Here is a 20,071-nt window from a genome sequence, read left to right as displayed (position 1 = left end):
GATGCGGTCAGTTGGCGGGGGTGTTGTACATGCCGGGTTCGTAGGAGCCGCCCTGCTGGCGGATGATGACGCCGAGGCGGTTGGCGGCGTTGATTTGGGCGATCAGGGCTACCAGGGCGGTGAGTTGGTCGTCGTCGAAGTGTTTGCGGGCGGTGGCCCAGGTTTCGTCGGAGACGCCTTGGTGGGCGTCGGCGAGGCGGGTGCCCTCCTCGGCCAGTGCGAACGCCGCGCGCTCGGCTTCGGTGAACACCGTGGATTCGCGCCAGGCGGCGACCAGGTTGATGCGGGTCGGGGACTCGCCCGCGTGCGCGAGATCCTTGCTGTGCAGATCGGTGCACCAGCCGCAGCCGTTGATCTGGCTGACGCGCAGCATCACCAGATCCTGGGTGACCTTGGGCAGGGTCGAGCCGATGATCACCAGGCTGGCATTGCCGAAACGCTTGGCGAACTTCGCGCCGATCTCGGTCTCGGCCAGGTTGAGTCGCTGTTCCATGATTCGTCCTCACTAGTGGTGCGTATTCGGATGCCCACAAGATGCCGCGCGCCCGAAGACTGTGACGGGGTGGCGGGGTGACAAACGGCATAGCCGTGCGGTGTCACAAAACGGTGGGTTCAGCGCTCCGGCGGGGTGGCGGCGGAGTATCGGCGGGCCGGGGGCTGTGGAACCGCTGCGGCAGCGGGGTGCGTACGCCGCGATCATCGAATCCGGTTCCGCGAGTGCCGCTCCCGTCGCCGATGAGCTGCTCGGATACCTCGGGCGGGACCCGCGCGCCTGATCCGCCACGAGAATTCGGCGGCGCAGTGCGAAGGTGGTGTACATGCACGGTGTCGATTTCGCTGGTACGGCTCGAAAGCCGATGAAGCGGAACGCCGTGCGTGTCATCGCCGCCGCATTCGGCCTGCTCCTCGTCTTCGTTCTCGCCGCCGCCGCACCGGTCGCCGCGCCGGGATGGCAGCCGGTATGGGTCAGCGCGATGCAGCGGCCCGGTGACAGTTTCGCGCCCAACTGGTCCGGCGTCGGCTTCGGGAATCAGACTGTGCGCCAAGTTATTCGGGTCGGCGACGCGGGATCGATACTGCGACTGCGATTGTCGAATCGGTTCGGCACGCAGCCGCTGCGGGTGACCGGTGCCACCATCGCAAGGAGCGCGGGCGGTGCGGCGGTGCGTTCGGATAGCCTGCGGCAGTTGACAATCGGATCCACGTTCGCGTTTCGGATCGAGCCCGGTGAGGACGCCGTCACCGATCCGATCCGGCTGCCGGTGCGGGCGCTGGAGCAGTTGACGGTGACCTTCTACTTCGCCGATGCGACCGGTCCGGCGACGTATCACGCTCAGGCGCAGAACACTTCATATCTGGCCTGGGATGATCATCGCTCCGATGCCTCCGGTAATGCTTTCACCGTGAACTCGTCGTCCTGGTACTACCTGGCGGCCGTGGAGTCCGAGGTCGCGTTACCGCGCAGGTCGTCGGTCGCCCTGTTCGGCGACTCGTTCACCGAGGGTGTCGGCTCCACCTACGACGCGCACCGCAATTATCCGGACAAGCTGGCCGAATACTTTGTCGCGCAGGGATTTCCGCGTCCGGTGCTCAATCTCGGCATCGGCGGCAACTGTTTGACCGCCGATTCGCAGTGGCTGGGGGAGAGTGGGCTGTCCCGGTTCCGCCGCGATGTGCTCGACCAGCCCGGTATCGGCACCGTCGTAATCCTGGAGGGCATCAACGACATCTGGCTCAATGGCGCGAATATGGCGCTGGGCGCACCGATCCAGGGGGTCTCCGCCGAGCAGTTGATCGCCGGTTTCCGCACCCTCATCGCGCAAGCGCGCGCGGCGGGTCTGCGGGTGATCGGCGCGACGATTCTGCCCGCCTCGGGTTCGGGTTTCGGCGGCGGTGATCGGGCGCGTTATGCCGAACGCGAGAGCGTCCGCAGGGCGGTCAATGCTTGGATCCTCGGCTCCGGCGAGTACGACGCCGTGGTGGATTCGGCTACCGCACTTGCCGATCCGGCCAACCCCGATCGCCTTGCCCTCGCCTTCGACAGCGGCGACCACCTGCATCCGAACGATGCCGGATACGCCGCCCTGGCAGCGGCCGTCGCCACGGTCCTGAACTGACACCGCGACCCCTCGGGAATCAAATGCGCACGCATGGAGTTGGTTTGGCTCGTGCCACCCGGATCGGGCGGCACAAGGCCGACGAAGGGATCTGCCCGTGCGTATCGTCACCGCGCTCGCCGCACTACTCGCGGCGCTACTAGTCTTCGCCGGAGCGGCTGCCGCAGCGCCGGTTTCGGGTCCCGGATGGCAATCCGTGTGGGCGACCGCAACCCAACTGCCCAATATGAGCTTCGCGCCCAACTGGGCTCAGGAGGGGTTTGCGAATCAGTCGGTGCGTCAGGTGATTCGGGTCAGCAGCGGGGGATCGGTACTGCGACTACGGCTTTCGAACAGTTACGGTACGCAGCCACTGGAGGTGACCGGTGCGACTCTCGCGCGCACCGACAAGGGTGTGTCCGTTCGCCCGGACAGCCTGCGGCCCTTGACTATCGGTGCTAACCAGACGTTCCGTATCGCCGCCGGAACCGAGGCCGTCACCGACCCGATCGTGCTGCCGGTCGCGCCGCTGGATTCCCTCACCGTGACGCTGTACTTCGCGCAACCCACCGGTCCCGCGACGTATCACGCTCAGGCACTGGGTACTTCGTTCCGTGGAACGGGTGATCATCGCGCCGATATCGCGGGCGACGGGTTCACCGAGACCTCCGAATCCTCGTACTACCTGGCGGCTGTCGAAACCCTCGACGTGCTCCCGCACCGCTCCGGCGTGGCGCTCTTCGGTGACTCCATCACCGACGGTGCCGCCTCCACCGTGGACGCGCACCACACCTACCCGGATGAGCTGGCCGAACAGCTTGCCTCACAAGGACAATCACGTCCGATCCTGAATCTCGGCATCGGCGGCAATCGTGTGACGGTGGATTCGGCCTGGCTCGGTGACAGTGCCCTGTCCCGCTTCCACCGCGATGTCCTGGGCCAGCCCGGTGTCGGCACGGTGGCAATCCTGGAGGGCATCAATGACATCGGGCTCAGCGGTGGCGGTATCCCCATGGGCGCGCCCTTCCCGGTCGTCTCCGCCGATCAGCTGATCGCGGGCCAGCGCACCCTCATCGCCGAGGCGCGCGCCGCCGGACTGCGGGTAATCGGCGCGACCATCCTGCCTTTCGCGGGCTCGCAGTACTACGACGCCGACAAGGAAGCCGTGCGCACCGCGGTCAACTCCTGGATTCGCGGCTCCGGCGAGTTCGATGCCGTGGTCGATCTCGAGGCCGCACTCGCCGATCCGGCCGATCCCAAGCGCCTGGCTCCCGGCCTCGACAGCGGTGACCATCTGCACCCCGGCGACGCCGGATACGCGGTGATGGCGAATGCCGTACGCGGCGCGCTCGACTGATCTCCCGATCACCGAACGGACCCAGCCCGCGCGGCCCGGGTCCGTTCCGTCGCAAGTGCGCAGGTAAACTCTCGTTCTCGTGAGTCTCACCCTTGGAATCGTCGGCCTGCCCAACGTCGGAAAGTCGACGCTCTTCAATGCGCTGACCCGCAACGACGTGCTGGCGGCGAACTACCCGTTCGCCACGATCGAGCCGAATACCGGCGTCGTTCCGCTGCCCGATCCGAGGCTGGCCAAGCTCGCCGAAATCTTCGGCTCCGAGCGCCAACTCCCCGCAGTGGTGACGTTCGTCGATATCGCGGGCATCGTCAAGGGCGCCTCGGAAGGCGAGGGCCTGGGCAATAAGTTCCTCGCCAATATCCGTGAAGCCGACGCCATCTGCCAGGTCGTGCGAGTCTTCGCCGACAGCGACGTGGTCCACGTCGACGGCAAGGTCGATCCCCTCGCCGATATCGAGGTCATCGAAACCGAGCTCATCCTCGCCGACATGCAAACCTTGGAGAAGGCGGTCGTCCGCCTCGACAAGGAAGCCCGCGTCAAGAAGGACCGCAAGCCGGTAGCCGATGCCGCCAAGCAGGCGCAGGAAATCCTGAACACCGGCCGCACCCTCTTTGCCGCCCAGAAGGAGCTGGATGTCGAGCTGCTGAAAGAACTTTCGCTGCTCACCATCAAGCCGTTCCTCTACGTCTTCAACGCCGACGAAGCCGTCCTCACCGACGAGGCCAAGAAGGCCGAGCTGAAAGCCGCCGTCGCCCCCGCCGACGCCGTCTTCCTCGACGCCAAAATCGAGTTCGAACTCATCGAACTAGACGACGAATCCGCCCTGGAACTCCTGGAGTCCATCGGCCAATCCGAGCCCGGCCTGCACGCCCTCGCCCGAGCCGGTTTCCACACCCTCGGCCTCCAGACCTACCTGACCGCAGGCCCGAAAGAATCCCGCGCCTGGACCATCCACCAGGGCGACACCGCCCCCAAGGCCGCCGGCGTAATCCACACCGACTTCGAACGCGGCTTCATCAAAGCCGAAATCGTAGCCTTCAACGACCTCGTCGAAGCCGGCTCCATGGCAGCAGCCAAAGCCGCCGGCAAGGTCCGCATGGAAGGCAAGGAATACGTCATGGTCGACGGCGACGTCGTCGAATTCCGCTTCAACGTCTGAGTCCTGCTGGGCTCAAATGAGCCGATGCCGAATGCCTCCCGGTTACCCGACCAGGGCGGCGTCAGGCTTGTGGAGCAGAGCCCGGTGAACTGAAGCAGTTCACCGGGTTGAGAGCGAGTATCAGCTATGGCGAGCCTCCGGTAGTGAGATCTCGATGGCGTTTGCCAACGCTCGCAGTCTCATCGCTGCCGACCTAATGTCTCCGAGTGTGCTCAGGGCGGGCGGCCATGTCGATGGCCTTGCCAGCCCCGATTTGCTCAACGAGTTCGAGGGCGAGAGGAACCCAGACGCCTTTGCCTCCGCGCAGCGCGGGCAAAGAGGCCGCTTGCCTGCGCCACAGCGCCCGCTGCTCGGCCAGCAATTGCGAGGAACTTGTCGCATCGGCAGAAGTCATACGGATAGTCTAGGCTGGAATTTATTTGATCATGGGCCAGATTGAATCAATAATCGACAGCATCTGGACTCCAGGGCACTCATCAATCTCTGGCACGCGCGGGCGAATTGATTGCCGAATTCATGAGTATCGGCTACGGAAGGTGGTCGAGTTCCACTTTCAACGTGTAGGCCGCTCCGAAGCAGGTGCCCTGACTACTAGACGGAGAGACCCCCGAAGAGATCGGTCCTTCTATCCAGAACAGGTAGCTTTTCGCTAAGCCGCGTGGATGTAACTCTGCAAAGTCGCGCGGGCTTCCTGGGCATTCTTCGAGTCCGGGAAGTGCTCCAGTAGGAGTTCGTCTAGCTGGTTCAAACGCTTCTTGACCCATGAAAACGAAGCTGTGACAGGGCGTTCGAGGATTGGCCCGACAGCTTCGATACTGCTGTCCAGATCGCCTAGGCGGGCGCAAGCGGTCGCCAGGTAGATATAGGTCAGCATCTCGTCGCCCGGTGAGGTGCTTTCCTTCCAGGCCGCGATTGCCTCATGTGACGCCTTGATTGCTTGTTTCAGAATTGCTGGATCGTCGGACCACATCAGCGAAAAGCCGTGGTAATAGAGCTGTTTCGCAGGACTGAATCCGAACAGCGGGCCTTCCAGCTCGTCCGGACCGCAGTGTTCCCGCGCGAGGTCCGCTTGCTCGAGCAAATCAAGTGCGCCTCGTGAATCTCCGAGATTCGCCGTCGAAGCCGCGAGACCACACAGGAGGCGTGGCTCACCCGTACCTGTCGACGAACCGACGTAGCGGAGTCCGTCTATCGCCGCGTCACGAGCCAACTCGAAATCCTTGGTGAATCTGAATGCGAGAGACTGGGTTCCGCGTGCCCACGCGCGGAGGGCGTCGTGGTCGGCGCGGTCGGCCAGTCGGAACGATGCCTGTACGTGAGTGCGGGCCATGTCCGCTTGGCCAAGGTCCAAGGTCAGGTAGGCCAGCACGCCGCACACCCGCCCTAGAGCTATATAGAGATCTCTGATCGCATCTGGGCGATGAGCACCCTCACGAAGCCGCCGCATCAGTTCGGCGCGCAGTTCGAGGGCATGGTGGATCGACTTGTCGTACTCCTCGATTCCAGAGGCTCGCGCCACGCGCGCGATGTCGTCTTGAATGTCGTTCAGGTCCACGCCATCCGGGGCAACGAGTAACGCCTCCGATTCCCGGCGCGCCCGCTCGAGCCGCCGCATGGTTTCCTCTGCTCGTGCTCGCTCGGTCTGGTCCGCATCCCACGCGGAAATCAATTCGCCTCCGGCGGAGAGCAATTGGTCTGCGGCTTCCACCCATCGTCGATTACTCGGGCACCTCCGACCGGCCTCGATCGCAAGTACCCAGGTGTGGTCGCAGAACAACCCGGCAGCCAACTCCCGCAAGCTCATCTGTCGGGCCAGCCGATAGCGACGAAGCGTAGAACCAGTCCGGTTCGGGTCCATACCCGCGAACCCTGGGGGCTTCGAGCCCATCTCTCATCATCCCCTGTGGTGACAGATCGGAGGGTAGTGGTTCGTCACCACCGTATCTCTCCACCACAGTCGTCGCGGGTGGTGAGCTGAATTCACTTCCGGCCATGGCCACGATCATGGCCGGAGGACTCCAATCCAACGGCGATAGGGGAACCCGTAATGAAGTTCCGGCCGACCGCGGTCGGATACTGTCGAAGCGACGTATCCGGCATACAGCAATCCTGGGACGAAGACCAGATCCGCAGTGCCGCAAAGCGTAGGGGCTATGACCTCGCAAAGATCGTGGTCGTTGACGGTAGACGTAACAACCGCCCACTTGCGGGATTGAAGGCCACCGTTACCCGGACGAGAGCCGAGGCGGTATTCACCCCCAGCTTGGCGCATTTCCCAGGGGAAGACGTGCCTTCGGATCTCATGCAGAACACCGACGTGATCACGGTAAGCCCAGAAAACACATACACCCGTGCGGGTGGGACGAGCTAGACAATGCCATGTCCGTCGATGACGCCTTAGCGCTATTCGCTGACGAACCTCCAGCCCGTTGGTTGCAGTACCAAGACGGCTCATGGGCTCCCATCTCCGAAGACGGTTGGGTCGGAGCTTCTTTCACGATCTCCGACCTACTCGAGGTAGCCCAGCGCGTAGCCGCGCTCGAGGAAGTCGGGTTCATCACCCAGGTGATCGATGTAGAGCCACTCGAGGTGGTCGACACCGAGCCGGACAACACCGACGGGAGGCGCTTACACGAGATAGCCAGAACCCCTTTCGATCCGCAATAACCTGCCCCCGCACCGTATGTCCGGGGGGTTTGCTTTTGAAGGAAACTCTATGCCTAACAACATGATTCCCACTGTTGCCGCCGTTGTCACCGTTGTGATCGGCGGTACCTTTGATGGTGGTAGCCGCTGCGTCCTCGGCGCACGCCGCCGCCAAATCCTGTGACTTCGAGTTCACGCCCTACCAAGGCCCGCCCACCGTGCTGCCCGCCGCCGCCGAAGTCCACGCCGACGGGTGGGCGCAATGCGATGTGACCCCCGATGAACACATCCTGACCCTTTCACTCGAATACAAGGAGGGGGGTAAATGGGTGACGGCGAACTCCAACACCGATGCCACCCTGCCCCCGGCACCGCCGAACCGGTACAGCTACCCCACCGTGAAGGCGGCGTGCTACGCCGGAACATGGCGCATGGCGGTGTCGGTGACCGGCAAGATTGGTGGGAACCCGTTCGTGTTCTCCGACTACTCAGCTACCCGCGATATCCCGACCAGCGATTGCCCAGCCCGATTCTGAGGAGTTTGACATGCCCACCAGCTCGAATGTTCCTACCTCGCAGGACATTCAACCATTGTATGAGCGGACCGCCGATGCCCTCGGCGTCGACCATCCAGCAGCGAAAGCATTGAAGGCAGCGGCGGAAGAGCTGTCCGTGGTGGCGGCGCAAGGGCAACGGCGATACGGCGACGTGGAATGACTCCGATCGAGGAGTGACGCGCGATCGTGGAGACCTCCGTCCGCGCCTCGGCCGGGGGTCTTCCCATGTCCGGGCATGAAAAACAGAGCCCTAGCGAGGCAGAAACAAGCTGGGACTCTCGGCGAGTTGCTGGTGTCGGAGGGTACCCGACGCCGGGCGCGACTCGAGATCGAGCGCGCAGGTTCCGCCAATGAGATTGTGGACGTGGCCGAGATGTTCTGCCAGCGGGTGATGGGCGCTGGCGGCGCGTAGGAGGCCCGGAGGGGTCTGAGATGTTCTGGCTGGCACTAGGTGCTGGCGCTCCCCTCCGGGCTGAGTCCTACCGGCGCTTGATCATCCGGAGACCGGCGTACCACCCCTTCCGCAGATTGCCGTAGGCGCGCGGGCCGTTGGCAATCAGGTTGACGAGGAACGAACCGGCACCGAAAAAGACCGCGATGGTCACGGGTACTCCTTATGAAGTTGTTATTCAATTGTCGTGTCCCACTGCGGAACCCGGCGTCCAGTTGACTGCTGGCTCACGGGGTTAATGATACCGGCGCGACCGACACAGAATGCATCTATGACACCCCTGAGCAAACTTCTGGGCGTGTCCGTGATGGCAAACACACCGGCTCTCAGCTCAGATGGCAGAGCAGCCGGTTGAAGCCCGGTAAGCCCTGGAGAGTCGGCAATGGGGAAACTGCGAGCCCACACGGGAACCAAGGCGCGGATCCCGCGATTGCCACGCGGCATACAAGTTGAGGCGCTGGGGACATTAGGTGCCCCCGGCCCGTACGAACGTCCCTCTCGAATCTGCTAAAACCCTTCTCGCACTCCAGATCTAGCAGTCCCGACGGCCGCGCCTCAACCTTCCCGGGGTCATCGCCGCGCCGGGGCCGCAGCGGGAACGGGGTTATCCAGAGGAAGCCTGATCCAGCTCCCTGCCCCTGATCTGCACCGTCTGGACACCGCGCTGGATGCCCCGGATCGATTGCCTCGACCCCTCGGTGGCGGTGTGACAAGCGGAACCTGGAATCCCGCGAACCGCAACTGGGAGCATCCCTGACCCCATCTGGATGTCGATGGGGCTCAGTCGTTTTCGGAGTTGGTGTAAGCGGTCCGCTGAGGCGCGCGCGGCTTGCGGGTGACCCACACATCACCGGTCGAGCCTGTCAGGGACTCGCAGGCTGTCTCGTTCGGAGGGCACGTGAACCAGACAGGAGCGAATCATGAAGCATCGCATTGTTGTTCTCGGGGCCGGGTGTCGCCGAGCATGCCTTCCATGTGGCCGCGCGGCCGGCTGTGCTGCGCCTGCGCGCACGCTTGGATGAACTCGGCGAGAACGGGAACGTGCTGGTGGTCGGCGGTAATCTCACCGCGATCGAGGCTGCCACCGAGGTCGCTGAAGCCACGACCTCGGCCGCCGCGAGAATCAGGTGACGACGAATAGTGTTGGTGGACATGCCTTCTCCCCTCGAATGCCGGGCAGTGTGAACTGCTCCGCCTTCACATTTCTCGAGCTTTACCTGAGCGGTCAAAGAACTGCTCACCGAGGCCCTCGACGGTCCACTGCGGTAGGCCTGCTCAGATGGTTCGGCTGCCGTCGCCGACGATCGTCAGCGCGACGGTGTTCGCGCGTAGCGCGGCGAATGCGAACAAGGTGTTCGAGGTTCGGGGCTGTGCAAGGTAATCCATTGCGGCCATGTTCATTTCGGTGATCAGATCGGTGTGCAGGCCGATGGCTGTGCCGCCGGTCAGGAATGTCGCCAGGGCGTTCTCGTATGCGGTGTTGGCGCGCCCATATTGTCTGCGCGGATGAATCATTACCGTGGTGAAGCCGACGAATACGCCGGTGGCGGCGGTGGTGAATACGCTGGGTGCCAGCATCGCGCCGGCGTGGCATGCGAGTGCGACCAGGATCTGGTTTCCGGTGAGATTGTTATTGTCTATCAACGGGTTTGATGTTGAAGCACCCAGCGAATTCGGGCGGCCATGCCCGAGGTAGAGGGTGCAGTCCGCGTATCGCAAGTAGTGGTCGATCGCGGTTCTGGTGGCAGCGTGGTGGTGCAGGTCTGTCACGGAGTGGCGTGTGGGCACCGACGGTTTTACCGCCTGCGAAACCGGTGCGAGAGTGCGCGGCGCCCCCCGCTCATTGGGACTGATGAAAAGCAGGTCAGCCATTGAATCGCTCCCAGTTGGCGGCTTCCTGTTCGAAAACGGAAGCGATTTCTCGGATGAGTTCTTCCTGGGATCCGCGGTAGCCGCTGAATCCGGCTTCGAATAATGCCGTGATGGCGGGGCGGGCGGGATGCCCGGGATCGATGAGCGCCTCGGCCACATCGCGCGGGCTCAATCCATGGTCGGCGTCGTCTACCTCGCCCGGAATATCGGCATCGAGAAATGGCCTGTCGGGTGCCGGATGTACCGCCACCCACCGTACTACCGCTTCGATGAGCCGCCTGGAGTTCCGGCTGAACAGGAGCGGTGGATCCGAGCCCAGCGCCGAAGGGGTTGACCAATCATCTCTCGACCAGATACTCACTGCGCTACCCTCCATTTATAGCGAAACTGTATTACTGCTGCGAGATAGAGGCAATGCCATGAGCGTCTGGCGAATAGCAACCGATGAGGGCCCGCTTCCCGGCGACCTCGACGAGGGGGCCCCGAGTATCAGAGACCAGTTCTCCAATTTCATCGACAAGGTCGTCAAATGGATCCCCGGCGATATCGCGGCTATCTACGCGGCCGGAATCGTGGGATTCTCCGGCCAAGCCAACGGTGGAGTGCCGAGTACCGCATGGTGGATACTCAGTGCGGCCGCAGCCCTGGTCATCACCTTCTTCCTATCTCTCAAACACGCCGGCGGCCCAAGAGGATCCGCGGTTCGCGCCTTACTGGCGGCGGCTGCCTTCTTCATCTGGTCCGCCACAATCCCCTCATCAGGATGGGCGACATTCGACTGGTTTGCCGACAATGCCCGCATAGTCCCCTGGTTCGCAGGCGTCATCGGCCTCATGTTCACGGCCTTCGCCGAATGGGCCACCGAAGCGATCCCCAACCCCTGAACACATCAGAGGGCCATTTTGCCGTTGTCGACGGTGTAGACGGCGCCGTGGACGGCGGAGGCTTCGTCGGAGCAGAGGAAGGTGATGACGTTGGCTACCTGGGTGGGGTCCATCAGGCCGCGGGGCGTCGCGGTTTTCATGATGAGGGTGTAGTCGGGGTCCTCGGGGAAGGTGAAGTTTTCCAGGAGGGGGGTGGTCATGCCGCCGGGGCAGACGGCGTTGACGCGGATGCCGCGGCCGTCGAATTCCAGTGCCATGGCACGGGTCAGGCCGATGAGGCCGTGTTTGGCGGCGCAGTAACCGGCCGAGTATGCCTGGCCTTCCAGGCCCGCGATCGAAGCGACGTTGACGATGCAGCCTTGCCGGTCGAGCAGGTGGGGGAGGGCCGCGCGGGAGAGGAAGAATGGGGCGCTGAGGTTGACGGCCAGGTCGTGCTCCCATTCCTTGTCGGTGACTTCGGCGGTGTGGCGCATGGTGTGCGCGCCCGCCGCGTTGACCAGGATGTCGATTCCGTCGAATCGCTCCGAGCAGGCCCGCACGGCCTCAGCGCAAGCCGCCGGATCGGTGAGATCGGCTGCCAGCCAGGCATTTTCGGCTAGAGTGGCGCTGAGTCGCGCCTCATCCCGTCCGGTACCGAACACATCCGCGCCGCCCGCGCTCAGCGACCGCGCCACGGCTTGGCCGAGCCCGGAGGACGCCCCGGTTACCAATGCGACCTTGCCGCCGAATCGCCCGGCTCCATTGCGCGTCATACCCGCCTCCATTCCATTGCCGGGCGACTGCGAAACCGTCGCCCGATCGAACGGGTTTCAACGTAGCCTGGCCCGGCTCCGAGGTCCTCCGGCCAGGCCCTGAAAGTCCGGTTGTGACCGGGCGATCTGACGGATTTGGGCGGTGCGTTGACGTGTCCGGCGCGACACGCTCGGCAGCGGATTGAATTTGCACGCCGCCTGCCTTGTTGTGAACCCTTGTTCCGCTATCGTTCATCGCACTGTTCGATGCTGCTACTGGCGCGCCAAGGCTGATTCGTCGATTCCGGAGCACACGGCCGGTGCGGCACTGCCTGAAGCGGGCCCCTGACCGTCTCCGAAAGATCGAGGGAACGTGCCTGTACCCCTTACTCTGACCGGCCGTCTGGTACGGCTGGAACCCCTTGCGCCGCAGCATGCTTCGGGTATTGCGCAGGCAGCGGTGGGGAATCGCGACGAGTACGCGTTCACTCCTGTCCCGCACGGAGTCGATGAGGCGCTGGAGTATGTGGCGCAGGCATTGGCCGGGCATGCCGCCGGGACCTCGCTCGCTTTCGCGATCATCGCGGTCGCGAGCGGCCGGGTGCTGGGGTCGACCCGGTTCACCAGATTCGACTATTGGCAGGGGCCGATGGTGTGGCCGATGGTGCACGGCCTGCCGCCGGGGGATCCCCTGATGGCGGTGCCCGACGCCGCCGAAATCGGCAATACCTGGCTGTCGCCGCAGGCGCGCGGGGCGGGCATCAACCTGGAATCCAAGTTGCTGTTGCTGCAGCACGCCTTCGAGACCTGGCGGGTGCGTCGCATCAGCATGCGGGCAGATGTGCGAAACCGCCGCTCCCGCTTGGCAATCGAGCGGCTCGGCGCGACCAGCGACGGAGTGCGGCGGGCACACTCGCGCGGCCTGGACGGCGAGGTGCGCAGCACCGCTTTCTACTCGATCCTGGACGAGGAGTGGCCGACCGTCCGGGCCACCATCGAGGGCCAGTTCAGTGCGCGGCCCGCGCGAAACAGGCTGATCGACGCTTAGCTTCGCGACTATAATTCCGGGTGTTGCACCGGTCGGCCGTCGAGCAGTCATCTGACTCGGCGGTCGGCGGAACACTCCGATGACATGTCAGCAACCGGGCGCGGGGTCGCGTTGAGGCCGCCCCTCTTTCTCGAAGGAGAAGCGCATGCCCGACCCCATGGCCACCAAGGTCTATCTCGCCGACAGGGTATCGGGCTCTCCCGCGCTCACCCTGTTCCTGGTTCCCGAACCACGTGTCCCCGGCGGCAGCATGCTGCATCTGCTCGAGCAGGCACCGCTGACCGGCCGCATACCCCACCCGAACGCCACCCTGGTGGACTGGTTGCAGGTGCATTCCATGCCCGCCATCCGCACCCGATTCCTGGCCTTCCGGCCCGGTATCCACGATCCGTCCCGGGTACGCGCCATACTGCGCGATCACTTCATCGCCGACCCCGCGCCCATGGGCCTGGACCTCGACGATTCCGAGGAGATCACCAGGCTGGAACTGCTCCCCGAGCACACGCTCGGCCCACGGCGCATCGACGACTTCCACGATGAGGCCGTGCGCTCGGCAATGCTCGCCGTCTACCGGCATTTCGAGGTGGACCGGCGCATTCCACTCATGTACCACGGCTTCGCCGAACCCGAGGACGGCTGGTTCGAACCACTCGCCGCCGAAGCCTGAGGCTATTCGACCGGCACCACGGTCAGCAGCCACCACGGCCGCCGCGGCGCCTGGAACTGGAAGGTCTGCACATACATCCGCCGCTCCTTGCGAGCGGCGGATTCCCGCATGAGCAGGGTCCGCTCGATCCGCTCATCCGGTTCGGCCTCGTTGTGCCACAGTCGATCCCACTCCGGTGCGCGCCGGCACTGATTGAGGATCTCCTCCTTGCGTTCGGGCACGATGAGTTCGGGACCGGAGCCGCGGAACGACGAGATCATGGTCTGCGCCTCCACCTCCCAATCACCGAGGCGGTAGCGCGCCATGGGTTCGAGCATGATGGCGGTCAGCAGATTCGCACCGGGGCCGGTGCCCGGAAACAATCTGCTGAAGGCGCTGTTCGAGGCCACTACATCGAAGGCGCCGTCGTGCAGGCACGCCGGATGCGTAAGGCTGTGCAGTACCGCGAGATCGGCGGGCGGAGGCCGGGAGGGGTCGAACACCCTAGGCAGTGTGCGGTACAACTCTTGTGATCGACTTCGTATCGAGTTAAGCCGGATCACAAGACTGGGTATTACCGCAGAATTTCTGCCATATTGAAGACCTTGTTTGATCTGGTTCTGAAGTGGGTAATGGGGGTGGTTCCGCGCCATGGCGGTAACGCGGATCGATGTGCTGGGTCCGCTGCACATCAATATCGACGGGCAGCGAATGCCACCGGGGGCTCCGATGCAATGCGCGGTGCTCGGGCGTTTGGTCGCCGCGGGTGGGCGGGTGGTTCCGACCGATCGACTGATCGACGACCTCTGGAGCGGTGATCCACCGGCGAAAGCCGTTGCCGCGCTCCAGGTCTACATTCACAATCTGCGCCGGGTCTTCGAACCCGACCGGCCACGCCGGGCACAGTCCCGCATAATCGTCTCCGAATCACACGGGTACGCCCTGAATCTCGAACCCGAACAGGTCGATTCATGGCATTTCGAACAATTGCTGCACGGGCATGAATCGGCCATGCGTGATCCCGCGGTGCGCCCCGACCCGCTGGAACAGGTGCGGGTGCTCGATGCCGCACTGGGTTGCTGGCACGGCAATGCCTTCGAATCCTTCGCCGGAATGCCCTGGGCGACACAGGAAACCGCGCGGCTCGCGGCACTGCGGCTCACCGCCGCCGAACTGCGGGCACAGGCGGCACTGGAGATGAACCGGCCCGCCGAGGTGGTCCTGGCCCTGCGGCCCATCTTCGCCGAACATCCCGGCCGGGAGGAGTGCGCGCGACTGCTCGCCCTGGCCCAGTACCGGCTCGGCCAGTCCCTGGACGCACTCGCCACCGTGCGGCACAGCCGCGAATTCCTCACCCTGGAGTTCGGCGTCGATCCCGGACCCGGGCTACGCGATCTGGAGACGGCCATCCTCACCCATTCGGTGGAGACCGAGACACCGGCCCCGCCGCTCGTACTCCGCCCGGCCGAGGCAGCACCGTCGCGGACGGCGGATCCCTTGTCGGACAGCGGATACCGCGAACAACGCGATGCACTCGAGACCGCCGCCGCGGCCGCCGCGGCCGGACACGTACGCCTGGTCTGGCTCTCCGGAGAGGCAGGGGCGGGCAAGACCACGCTCGCCGCCACTCTCGTCAACCGGTTGGCCGGAGCCTCCTGGACCACCGTCTTCGGGCGCTGCCCGGAGGTGGAGGGCGCACCGCCGGCCTGGGCCTGGGCCGAGGTCCTCACCGGCCTCGATGCCGCCGAACCCGAAACCTATACCGCCTCGGACGCTTTCACCCTCGCGCGGCGGGTGGTGCGCTCCTGCCGGGAACGCTCCGGCAACGGCCCCATCGCCATCGTGCTCGAGGATGTGCACGGTGCGGACGCCGCCACCCTGCAGGTACTGCGGCAGGTGGTGAACTGGCTGCGCGACCGCCCCATCCTGATCGTCGCCACCCTGCGCGGCACCGAGGCCGGACCCGGCGTCCGCGATACCGCCGCCGCCCTCGCCCTCTTCACCGCCGACCGCATCGAACTCGACGGTCTCGACCTGGCCGGCACCCGCCGCGCGGCGGCCGCCGCCGGACTGACCACCCTGGACGACCGCACCGTCGAACTGCTGCGCCGCCGCACCGGCGGCAATCCACTGTTCGTCCGCGAATTGGCCAAACTCGTTGCCGGGCAGGGCAGTACCGACGCACTCCCGGACAGTGTGCGCGATCTGCTCGGCCGTCGTATCGGCCAGCTGCCCGCCGCGGTGACCGAACTGCTGCGGCACATGTCGGTCTGGGGTGAGCACAGCGATATCAATACCCTCGCCGCCTCCGCCGCCCTGAGCCCCGACACCGTGATCGACCTCATCGCCGATGCCGAGGCCGCGCGCCTGCTGCGCACCGAACGCAGTGGGCGCATCGCCTTCGATCACGCGCTGGTCCGCGAAACCGTCTACTACGACATTCCGATGCTGCGCCGCGCCCGAATGCATTGGGACGCATTCGAACTGCTCTGCGACCGGCTCCCCGGTAGTACGGCCGCCGCCAAGGCGCGATCCGTCACCGCCATCGACGCGCTCGCGCATTCCGCCGGGGTATCGGTGAAATCTCCGGGGCTCGCCCGGCCAGCGGAAATCCATCCCGCGCAAGCCGATTCGCTGTCGGCTTCCGCTATGGACGCGCTCGCGCACTCCGTGGGCATTCTCGCGCCGACCGGTGCACTCGGCGATTACGATGCGCTGCACTGGACCGCCGCCGGTGCGAGCACGACCAGCTCGCAGGCCGAGACGGTGGCCGCGATGCCCGAGGCGATCGCGCCGCCCGGTGCCGATATCGACGCGCTGGCGCATCACGCCGCGCTGGGCGCGAATGCCGAAACAGCGGCTCGCGCACTTGAATTCGTGCGAGCGGCGGCCCGGCGCTGTGTCGAGCGCCGAATGCGGGCCGATGCCGTACGGCGCTGGCGGTCGGTGCTCGCGCTACATGAGCTGGCCGGGCATACCGTCTCGAACGCGGCGCGCGCGGATCGCATCGCCCTGCTCGAGGCACGCTGTGAACTGGTCACCGCCCTGGCCTACGACGGGCAGCACATCGCGGCGCGAACGGCTCGCACGCAGGCCATCGAATTGGCCGAATCACTCGGCCGCGCAGAACTTCTCGCGCGCGCCTCCACCTGCTGGCCGACGCCGCTGATCTGGTCCGTGCACGATTGGCACACCCCGGATCCGGGCATCCGGGAACCCTTGCGGATCGCGCTCGAGAATCCGAATCTGCCTGTCACCACCCAAATCGGGATCCATGTGACCACGGTTTTCGACCGGGCCCTGGACGATCTCGAAGCCACCGAGGAGGCCGCGCGAGCGGCGAGTGCGCTGGCCGCGCCCATCCTTGATCCGGATCTGCTCTGTACGGTGCTGAACGCGCAAGCCTTCTCCGCCTTCGCGCGTCGCGGCTTCCTCCGCGCGGAAGATCTGAAATGCCATGCGGAACAGATGCTTCGGATCGCCACCGACGCCGAACTCACCGAATTCCGCGCGCTCGCACACTATCTGTTGTTCCGGTCCGCGCTCGCCGACGCCGAACTGGTCGCCGCCGCCGACCATGCCCGCAGCGCGAGCGAGTACGCCACCGACGGTCAGCTACGGCATCTGCTCGACGCCATCGCACCCTTCGATATGGTGCTCGAACTATTGCGCGGCAATACCGACGGCGTGGCGCTCATGCTCGCGATCGAACCGGCCGCGGCCGACGAGATCGTGGCGAATACCGAAGCGGGCGTTGCGGAACCGTCCCGCGAACCCAACGCACTGCATATCGGTATCGCCATCTCGCTCGCCTGGCAGCGCGATGACATGTCGGGGTACCTCGATGACATGCGCGAACGCGCGGCCGTGAAACCCGAGCTCTTCATACACGGCTACGCCATGGCGCTGGTGCATTCGGGACAGCACGAGTTGGCGCGGCAGGTGATGCGGGATGCCGCGCCACTGGCCCCGCAGTTCTGGACCACCTTCAGCTCGGTACGCGCCCGCCTGTCCATCGCACTGAGCGATCGACCGTGGGCCCGCGAACTATACGACCACCTGCTGCCGTACGCGGGCACCATTGCCGGCCTGGAGACCGGCGCGACCGTACTCGGCCCCGTCGACGACACCCTCGCCGAACTCGCCGACTTCCTCGGCTACCCGGAAAGTGCTGCTGCACATCATGTTTCGGCGTCCCGACTGCGGCAGCGGCTGGATGTCGCGCTGGCACTGCTGGCCGAACGAGGCAGCCCGAATCACGCCCCGCAGCGCGTGCACCAGGTCCGTGAGGTATCGCTGAGTCAAGCCTGCCGCGGTCCCGGCGAATGAGGGCGCGCCCGCAGCCGGACAGGGATCGGCCGGTTCCGCATATGTGGGGATTTTGTGGGGATTCGGGTCGGCGGGAACCTCTCACGCCCGGATGACGTCGAAACTGGTAGCGGTCGATCTTCGACCGGATACGGGGGAGAGACCATATGACCGTGCAACTGGATCGTCCGACACGCAAACGCGGTCGCGGGCGGCTGGCGCTGATCGCGGTACTGGCCGTACTCGCGGTCGGTGGTGTGACGGGAGTGCGCTGGTGGCAGGAGCATTCGACGGACCCGGCGGTCGCGGGGGACCGGCTGCGGAGTTTCCCGGCCGTCGATCGCACCGGTCTGAATGAGACCCAGCTGCGCGTTCTCGATGTCACGAAACAGGAATTCGGCCGCCAGCCGGCCGGCACCACCTACTCCGAGGGCGTCAAGGAGCCGTGGTGTGCGGACTTCGTCAGCTGGGTGATGCGCGAATCCGGTCGCGCACTGGACAATCCGAACTCCGGCTCCTGGCGGATTCCGGGCGTCGCCACCCTGGAGGCGTATTACCGGCAGCAGCAGCGTTTCGAGAATCCGGGCTATCGCCCGCATATCGGCGATGTGGTGATGTACGCCGAGGGCAGCGTCTTCAACCAGCACACCAATATCGTCATCGACGCCGATGTGGACTCCATCACCACCATCGGCGGCAATGAATTCGGCAAGATCAGCATCCATCGTATAAAGCCTGCGGAGGTCTCCGGCGGACTGGTCGGATACGGCAGATTGTGAACAGAGCGGTTCCACATTTTGGAAACGCTGACCCGGGAGGGTGGGACTGAACGGGTCGACCGCCTACGATGGTCTCGGCGGCGCCCGGCAGCGTCGCCGATTGATCCCTGTCCTGCTGCCCCCTCATCGGCAGGACAGGGGTCCCCGCCCGACGAAAGTAGCTGGATGACGCCGTCCGACGAACCGGTCTGGATCGATTACGCCGAATTCGGCGAACGTTTCGTGGCGGCGGCGGTTACGGAATCCCGAATCGAAGCGGCGGTGTCCGGTATGGCCGGACGCGGTATGACCATCGGACCATTCGGTATCGGCCCAGCCGGACTCGCACGATTCGTGGCCACGGGCAGTGTCGGAAAACCCACCATCATTCGGCGCGGCCCACATGTGCACTTCGATGTGGCGCTGCCGGTGAAACTCCGGGTCGATGTAACCCTCGGCGGTCAGCGACTACGCCTGGAAGCGGTCGTCGATATCGATCTGCGGCTGCATGCCCGCACGGCGAATCCGCTGCTCATCGTTATCGATATTCCGCCGGTCACCGGGCGCGATGTCAGTTTCGTCATGCGCGCGCAGGCCATCGGCGCGGCTTTCGACCTGTTGGTCGACCCCATTGCCAAACTCGTGCAGAACGAGGTCGCCAATCGGATCAACGGCATTCTCGAGGATCCGGACGCACAGCGCGGGCGCACCTTCGATGTGGAGGCCATTCTCAACGGCAGTAGATCGCGCTATCGCGGCCGGCCGACCCACGAGTGGATCGACTACGGCGACTTCGGCCACCGCTTCTTCGAACGCATCGTGACCGCCGATCGGGTGCGCGAGGTGGTGGAATCCATGGCGGGCAAGCCCATCGAGGTCGGCCCGATTCGCACCGGGCCGGGTAAGAAGGCGCAGGTCGCGGTGCAGGGTACGGTGCGACTACCCCGGGTCGTGGAATCCACGCACGACCCCGCGCCGGCCGCGCCCGAACCCGTGATCGCCGAATTGCCCACGCCCGCAGACCATCACCCGATGCCGGCGGCCGATACCGCCGACAAAGCGGATCTGGTGACCTTCGATCTGACCATTCCGGTGAGCCTGGATATCACCGTGAATGTGCTGCAATCCAATCGCTACAGCGCCGAACTGCTGGTGCCGGTGGCCCTGACCGCCCGCGCCGCCGAACCGCTGCTGATTGTCATCGACGCCGTCCCGCCCGCACCCGAGGACATCGAACTCGAGCTGAAGGCGCAGGGCCTGCGCGCGGCCACGCTCGGCAAACTCGCCGGAATTCGCCGGCAGGTGGCCGTGCAGGTGGCATCGGTGGTGCGTGCCGAGGTGGCCGATACCGCCCGCCGGACCATCGATGTGGGCGCACGCCTGGACGGAACCCGCGTCTGACCGGCGGAAGCCGTTCTCGATCGATGACCGATGCGCCTGGTTGTGCACGCGTGTGACTCATGGTGCCAATGTGCCGTGTGCTTCTGGCGATTCCAATGTGAATATGGTGAAATGAGTTCACGTTCAGGGCTCCCGGCGCACAGATGATCTGCGGGTT

At 64.9% G+C, this 20,071-nt stretch carries 21 protein-coding genes; 13 read left to right on the top strand and 8 right to left on the bottom strand.

Annotation, left to right across the window (positions count from 1 at the left end; translation table 11 throughout):
* Positions 1 to 7: 7 nt before the first annotated feature.
* On the bottom strand, positions 8 to 493 hold the full coding sequence (locus GFY24_RS03805; protein WP_153803607.1) for a carboxymuconolactone decarboxylase family protein: 486 nt from the start codon (positions 491 to 493) through the stop codon (positions 8 to 10).
* Between the two features lie 100 nt (positions 494 to 593).
* Here GFY24_RS03805 and GFY24_RS03800 point away from each other — a divergent pair, with 100 nt between their 5' ends.
* The 4 genes from GFY24_RS03800 (at position 594) to ychF (ending at position 4,612) form a co-directional block, all read left to right on the top strand.
* Positions 594 to 776: a hypothetical protein gene (locus tag GFY24_RS03800; RefSeq protein WP_153803606.1), complete on the top strand. Its 183-nt coding sequence runs from the start codon at positions 594 to 596 to the stop codon at positions 774 to 776.
* Between the two features lie 42 nt (positions 777 to 818).
* A complete protein-coding gene (locus tag GFY24_RS03795) occupies positions 819 to 2,117 on the top strand; it encodes an SGNH/GDSL hydrolase family protein (protein ID WP_228565983.1) in 1,299 nt (432 codons plus the stop codon).
* Positions 2,118 to 2,214: 97 nt separating this feature from the next.
* A complete protein-coding gene (locus GFY24_RS03790) occupies positions 2,215 to 3,453 on the top strand; it encodes an SGNH/GDSL hydrolase family protein (protein ID WP_309230430.1) in 1,239 nt (412 codons plus the stop codon).
* 79 nt (positions 3,454 to 3,532) lie between these two features.
* Positions 3,533 to 4,612: a redox-regulated ATPase YchF gene (gene ychF / locus GFY24_RS03785; RefSeq protein WP_309230429.1), complete on the top strand. Its 1,080-nt coding sequence runs from the start codon at positions 3,533 to 3,535 to the stop codon at positions 4,610 to 4,612.
* A gap of 193 nt (positions 4,613 to 4,805) precedes the next feature.
* On the opposite strand, the gene GFY24_RS03780 is transcribed toward ychF, so the two are convergent.
* Together GFY24_RS03780 and GFY24_RS03775 are read right to left on the bottom strand one after the other, a co-directional pair.
* The gene (locus GFY24_RS03780; protein ID WP_153803604.1) at positions 4,806 to 5,006 is read right to left on the bottom strand and encodes a hypothetical protein; all 201 of its coding nucleotides are present in this window, start codon (positions 5,004 to 5,006) and stop codon (positions 4,806 to 4,808) included.
* Positions 5,007 to 5,261: 255 nt separating this feature from the next.
* Positions 5,262 to 6,470, bottom strand: coding sequence for a helix-turn-helix transcriptional regulator (locus GFY24_RS03775; protein ID WP_228565982.1), 1,209 nt, complete (start codon positions 6,468 to 6,470; stop codon positions 5,262 to 5,264).
* Between the two features lie 922 nt (positions 6,471 to 7,392).
* On the opposite strand from GFY24_RS03775, the gene GFY24_RS03770 reads away from it, so the two are divergent.
* Positions 7,393 to 7,794: a hypothetical protein gene (locus tag GFY24_RS03770; RefSeq protein ID WP_153803602.1), complete on the top strand. Its 402-nt coding sequence runs from the start codon at positions 7,393 to 7,395 to the stop codon at positions 7,792 to 7,794.
* A gap of 10 nt (positions 7,795 to 7,804) precedes the next feature.
* A complete protein-coding gene (locus tag GFY24_RS03765) occupies positions 7,805 to 7,975 on the top strand; it encodes a hypothetical protein (protein WP_153803601.1) in 171 nt (56 codons plus the stop codon).
* A gap of 319 nt (positions 7,976 to 8,294) precedes the next feature.
* Here the strand turns inward: GFY24_RS03765 and GFY24_RS42830 are convergent, their stop codons facing one another.
* On the bottom strand, positions 8,295 to 8,420 hold the full coding sequence (locus tag GFY24_RS42830) for a hypothetical protein (RefSeq protein ID WP_255458608.1): 126 nt from the start codon (positions 8,418 to 8,420) through the stop codon (positions 8,295 to 8,297).
* Between the two features lie 782 nt (positions 8,421 to 9,202).
* On the opposite strand from GFY24_RS42830, the gene GFY24_RS03760 reads away from it, so the two are divergent.
* Positions 9,203 to 9,397: a hypothetical protein gene (locus GFY24_RS03760; protein ID WP_375335996.1), complete on the top strand. Its 195-nt coding sequence runs from the start codon at positions 9,203 to 9,205 to the stop codon at positions 9,395 to 9,397.
* Between the two features lie 144 nt (positions 9,398 to 9,541).
* Here the strand turns inward: GFY24_RS03760 and GFY24_RS03755 are convergent, their stop codons facing one another.
* A complete protein-coding gene (locus GFY24_RS03755; RefSeq protein WP_153803600.1) occupies positions 9,542 to 10,138 on the bottom strand; it encodes a hypothetical protein in 597 nt (198 codons plus the stop codon).
* The gene (locus GFY24_RS03750) at positions 10,131 to 10,388 is read right to left on the bottom strand and encodes a hypothetical protein (protein ID WP_153803599.1); all 258 of its coding nucleotides are present in this window, start codon (positions 10,386 to 10,388) and stop codon (positions 10,131 to 10,133) included. The genes GFY24_RS03755 and GFY24_RS03750 overlap by 8 nt, the downstream gene beginning before the upstream one ends.
* Positions 10,389 to 10,557: 169 nt before the next feature.
* Here GFY24_RS03750 and GFY24_RS03745 point away from each other — a divergent pair, with 169 nt between their 5' ends.
* Positions 10,558 to 11,022 (top strand): hypothetical protein, encoded by a 465-nt coding sequence (locus GFY24_RS03745; RefSeq protein WP_153803598.1) that lies wholly within the window; start codon positions 10,558 to 10,560, stop codon positions 11,020 to 11,022.
* Between the two features lie 5 nt (positions 11,023 to 11,027).
* Here GFY24_RS03745 and GFY24_RS03740 read toward each other — a convergent pair whose 3' ends face one another.
* Positions 11,028 to 11,774 carry an SDR family NAD(P)-dependent oxidoreductase gene (locus GFY24_RS03740; RefSeq protein WP_153803597.1) on the bottom strand — a complete coding sequence of 249 codons (747 nt, stop codon included), beginning with the start codon at positions 11,772 to 11,774 and terminating at the stop codon, positions 11,028 to 11,030.
* 352 nt (positions 11,775 to 12,126) lie between these two features.
* Between GFY24_RS03740 and GFY24_RS03735 the strand changes: the two genes are divergently transcribed.
* Positions 12,127 to 12,801, top strand: a complete 675-nt coding sequence (locus GFY24_RS03735) for a GNAT family protein (protein WP_309230428.1) — start codon at positions 12,127 to 12,129, stop codon at positions 12,799 to 12,801.
* 145 nt (positions 12,802 to 12,946) lie between these two features.
* A complete protein-coding gene (locus GFY24_RS03730) occupies positions 12,947 to 13,468 on the top strand; it encodes a hypothetical protein (RefSeq protein ID WP_153803596.1) in 522 nt (173 codons plus the stop codon).
* A gap of 2 nt (positions 13,469 to 13,470) precedes the next feature.
* Here the strand turns inward: GFY24_RS03730 and GFY24_RS03725 are convergent, their stop codons facing one another.
* Entirely contained in the window at positions 13,471 to 13,950 is a 480-nt protein-coding gene (locus tag GFY24_RS03725) for a hypothetical protein (RefSeq protein ID WP_153803595.1), read from the bottom strand.
* A 148-nt stretch (positions 13,951 to 14,098) separates the two neighbouring features.
* Between GFY24_RS03725 and GFY24_RS03720 the strand changes: the two genes are divergently transcribed.
* The 3 genes from GFY24_RS03720 (at position 14,099) to GFY24_RS03710 (ending at position 19,914) form a co-directional block, all read left to right on the top strand.
* Positions 14,099 to 17,776 (top strand): BTAD domain-containing putative transcriptional regulator, encoded by a 3,678-nt coding sequence (locus GFY24_RS03720; protein ID WP_153803594.1) that lies wholly within the window; start codon positions 14,099 to 14,101, stop codon positions 17,774 to 17,776.
* Positions 17,777 to 17,922: 146 nt separating this feature from the next.
* Positions 17,923 to 18,534 (top strand): CHAP domain-containing protein, encoded by a 612-nt coding sequence (locus GFY24_RS03715; protein ID WP_153803593.1) that lies wholly within the window; start codon positions 17,923 to 17,925, stop codon positions 18,532 to 18,534.
* A gap of 165 nt (positions 18,535 to 18,699) precedes the next feature.
* Positions 18,700 to 19,914, top strand: coding sequence for a hypothetical protein (locus tag GFY24_RS03710; protein WP_153803592.1), 1,215 nt, complete (start codon positions 18,700 to 18,702; stop codon positions 19,912 to 19,914).
* The last annotated feature ends 157 nt before the right edge of the window (positions 19,915 to 20,071 follow it).

The organism is Nocardia sp. SYP-A9097, from assembly GCF_009649815.1.
Classification (GTDB): domain Bacteria; phylum Actinomycetota; class Actinomycetes; order Mycobacteriales; family Mycobacteriaceae; genus Nocardia.
The sequence above is the reverse complement of the archived record's forward strand: the minus strand, read 5'-3'. Positions and strand labels throughout refer to the sequence as shown.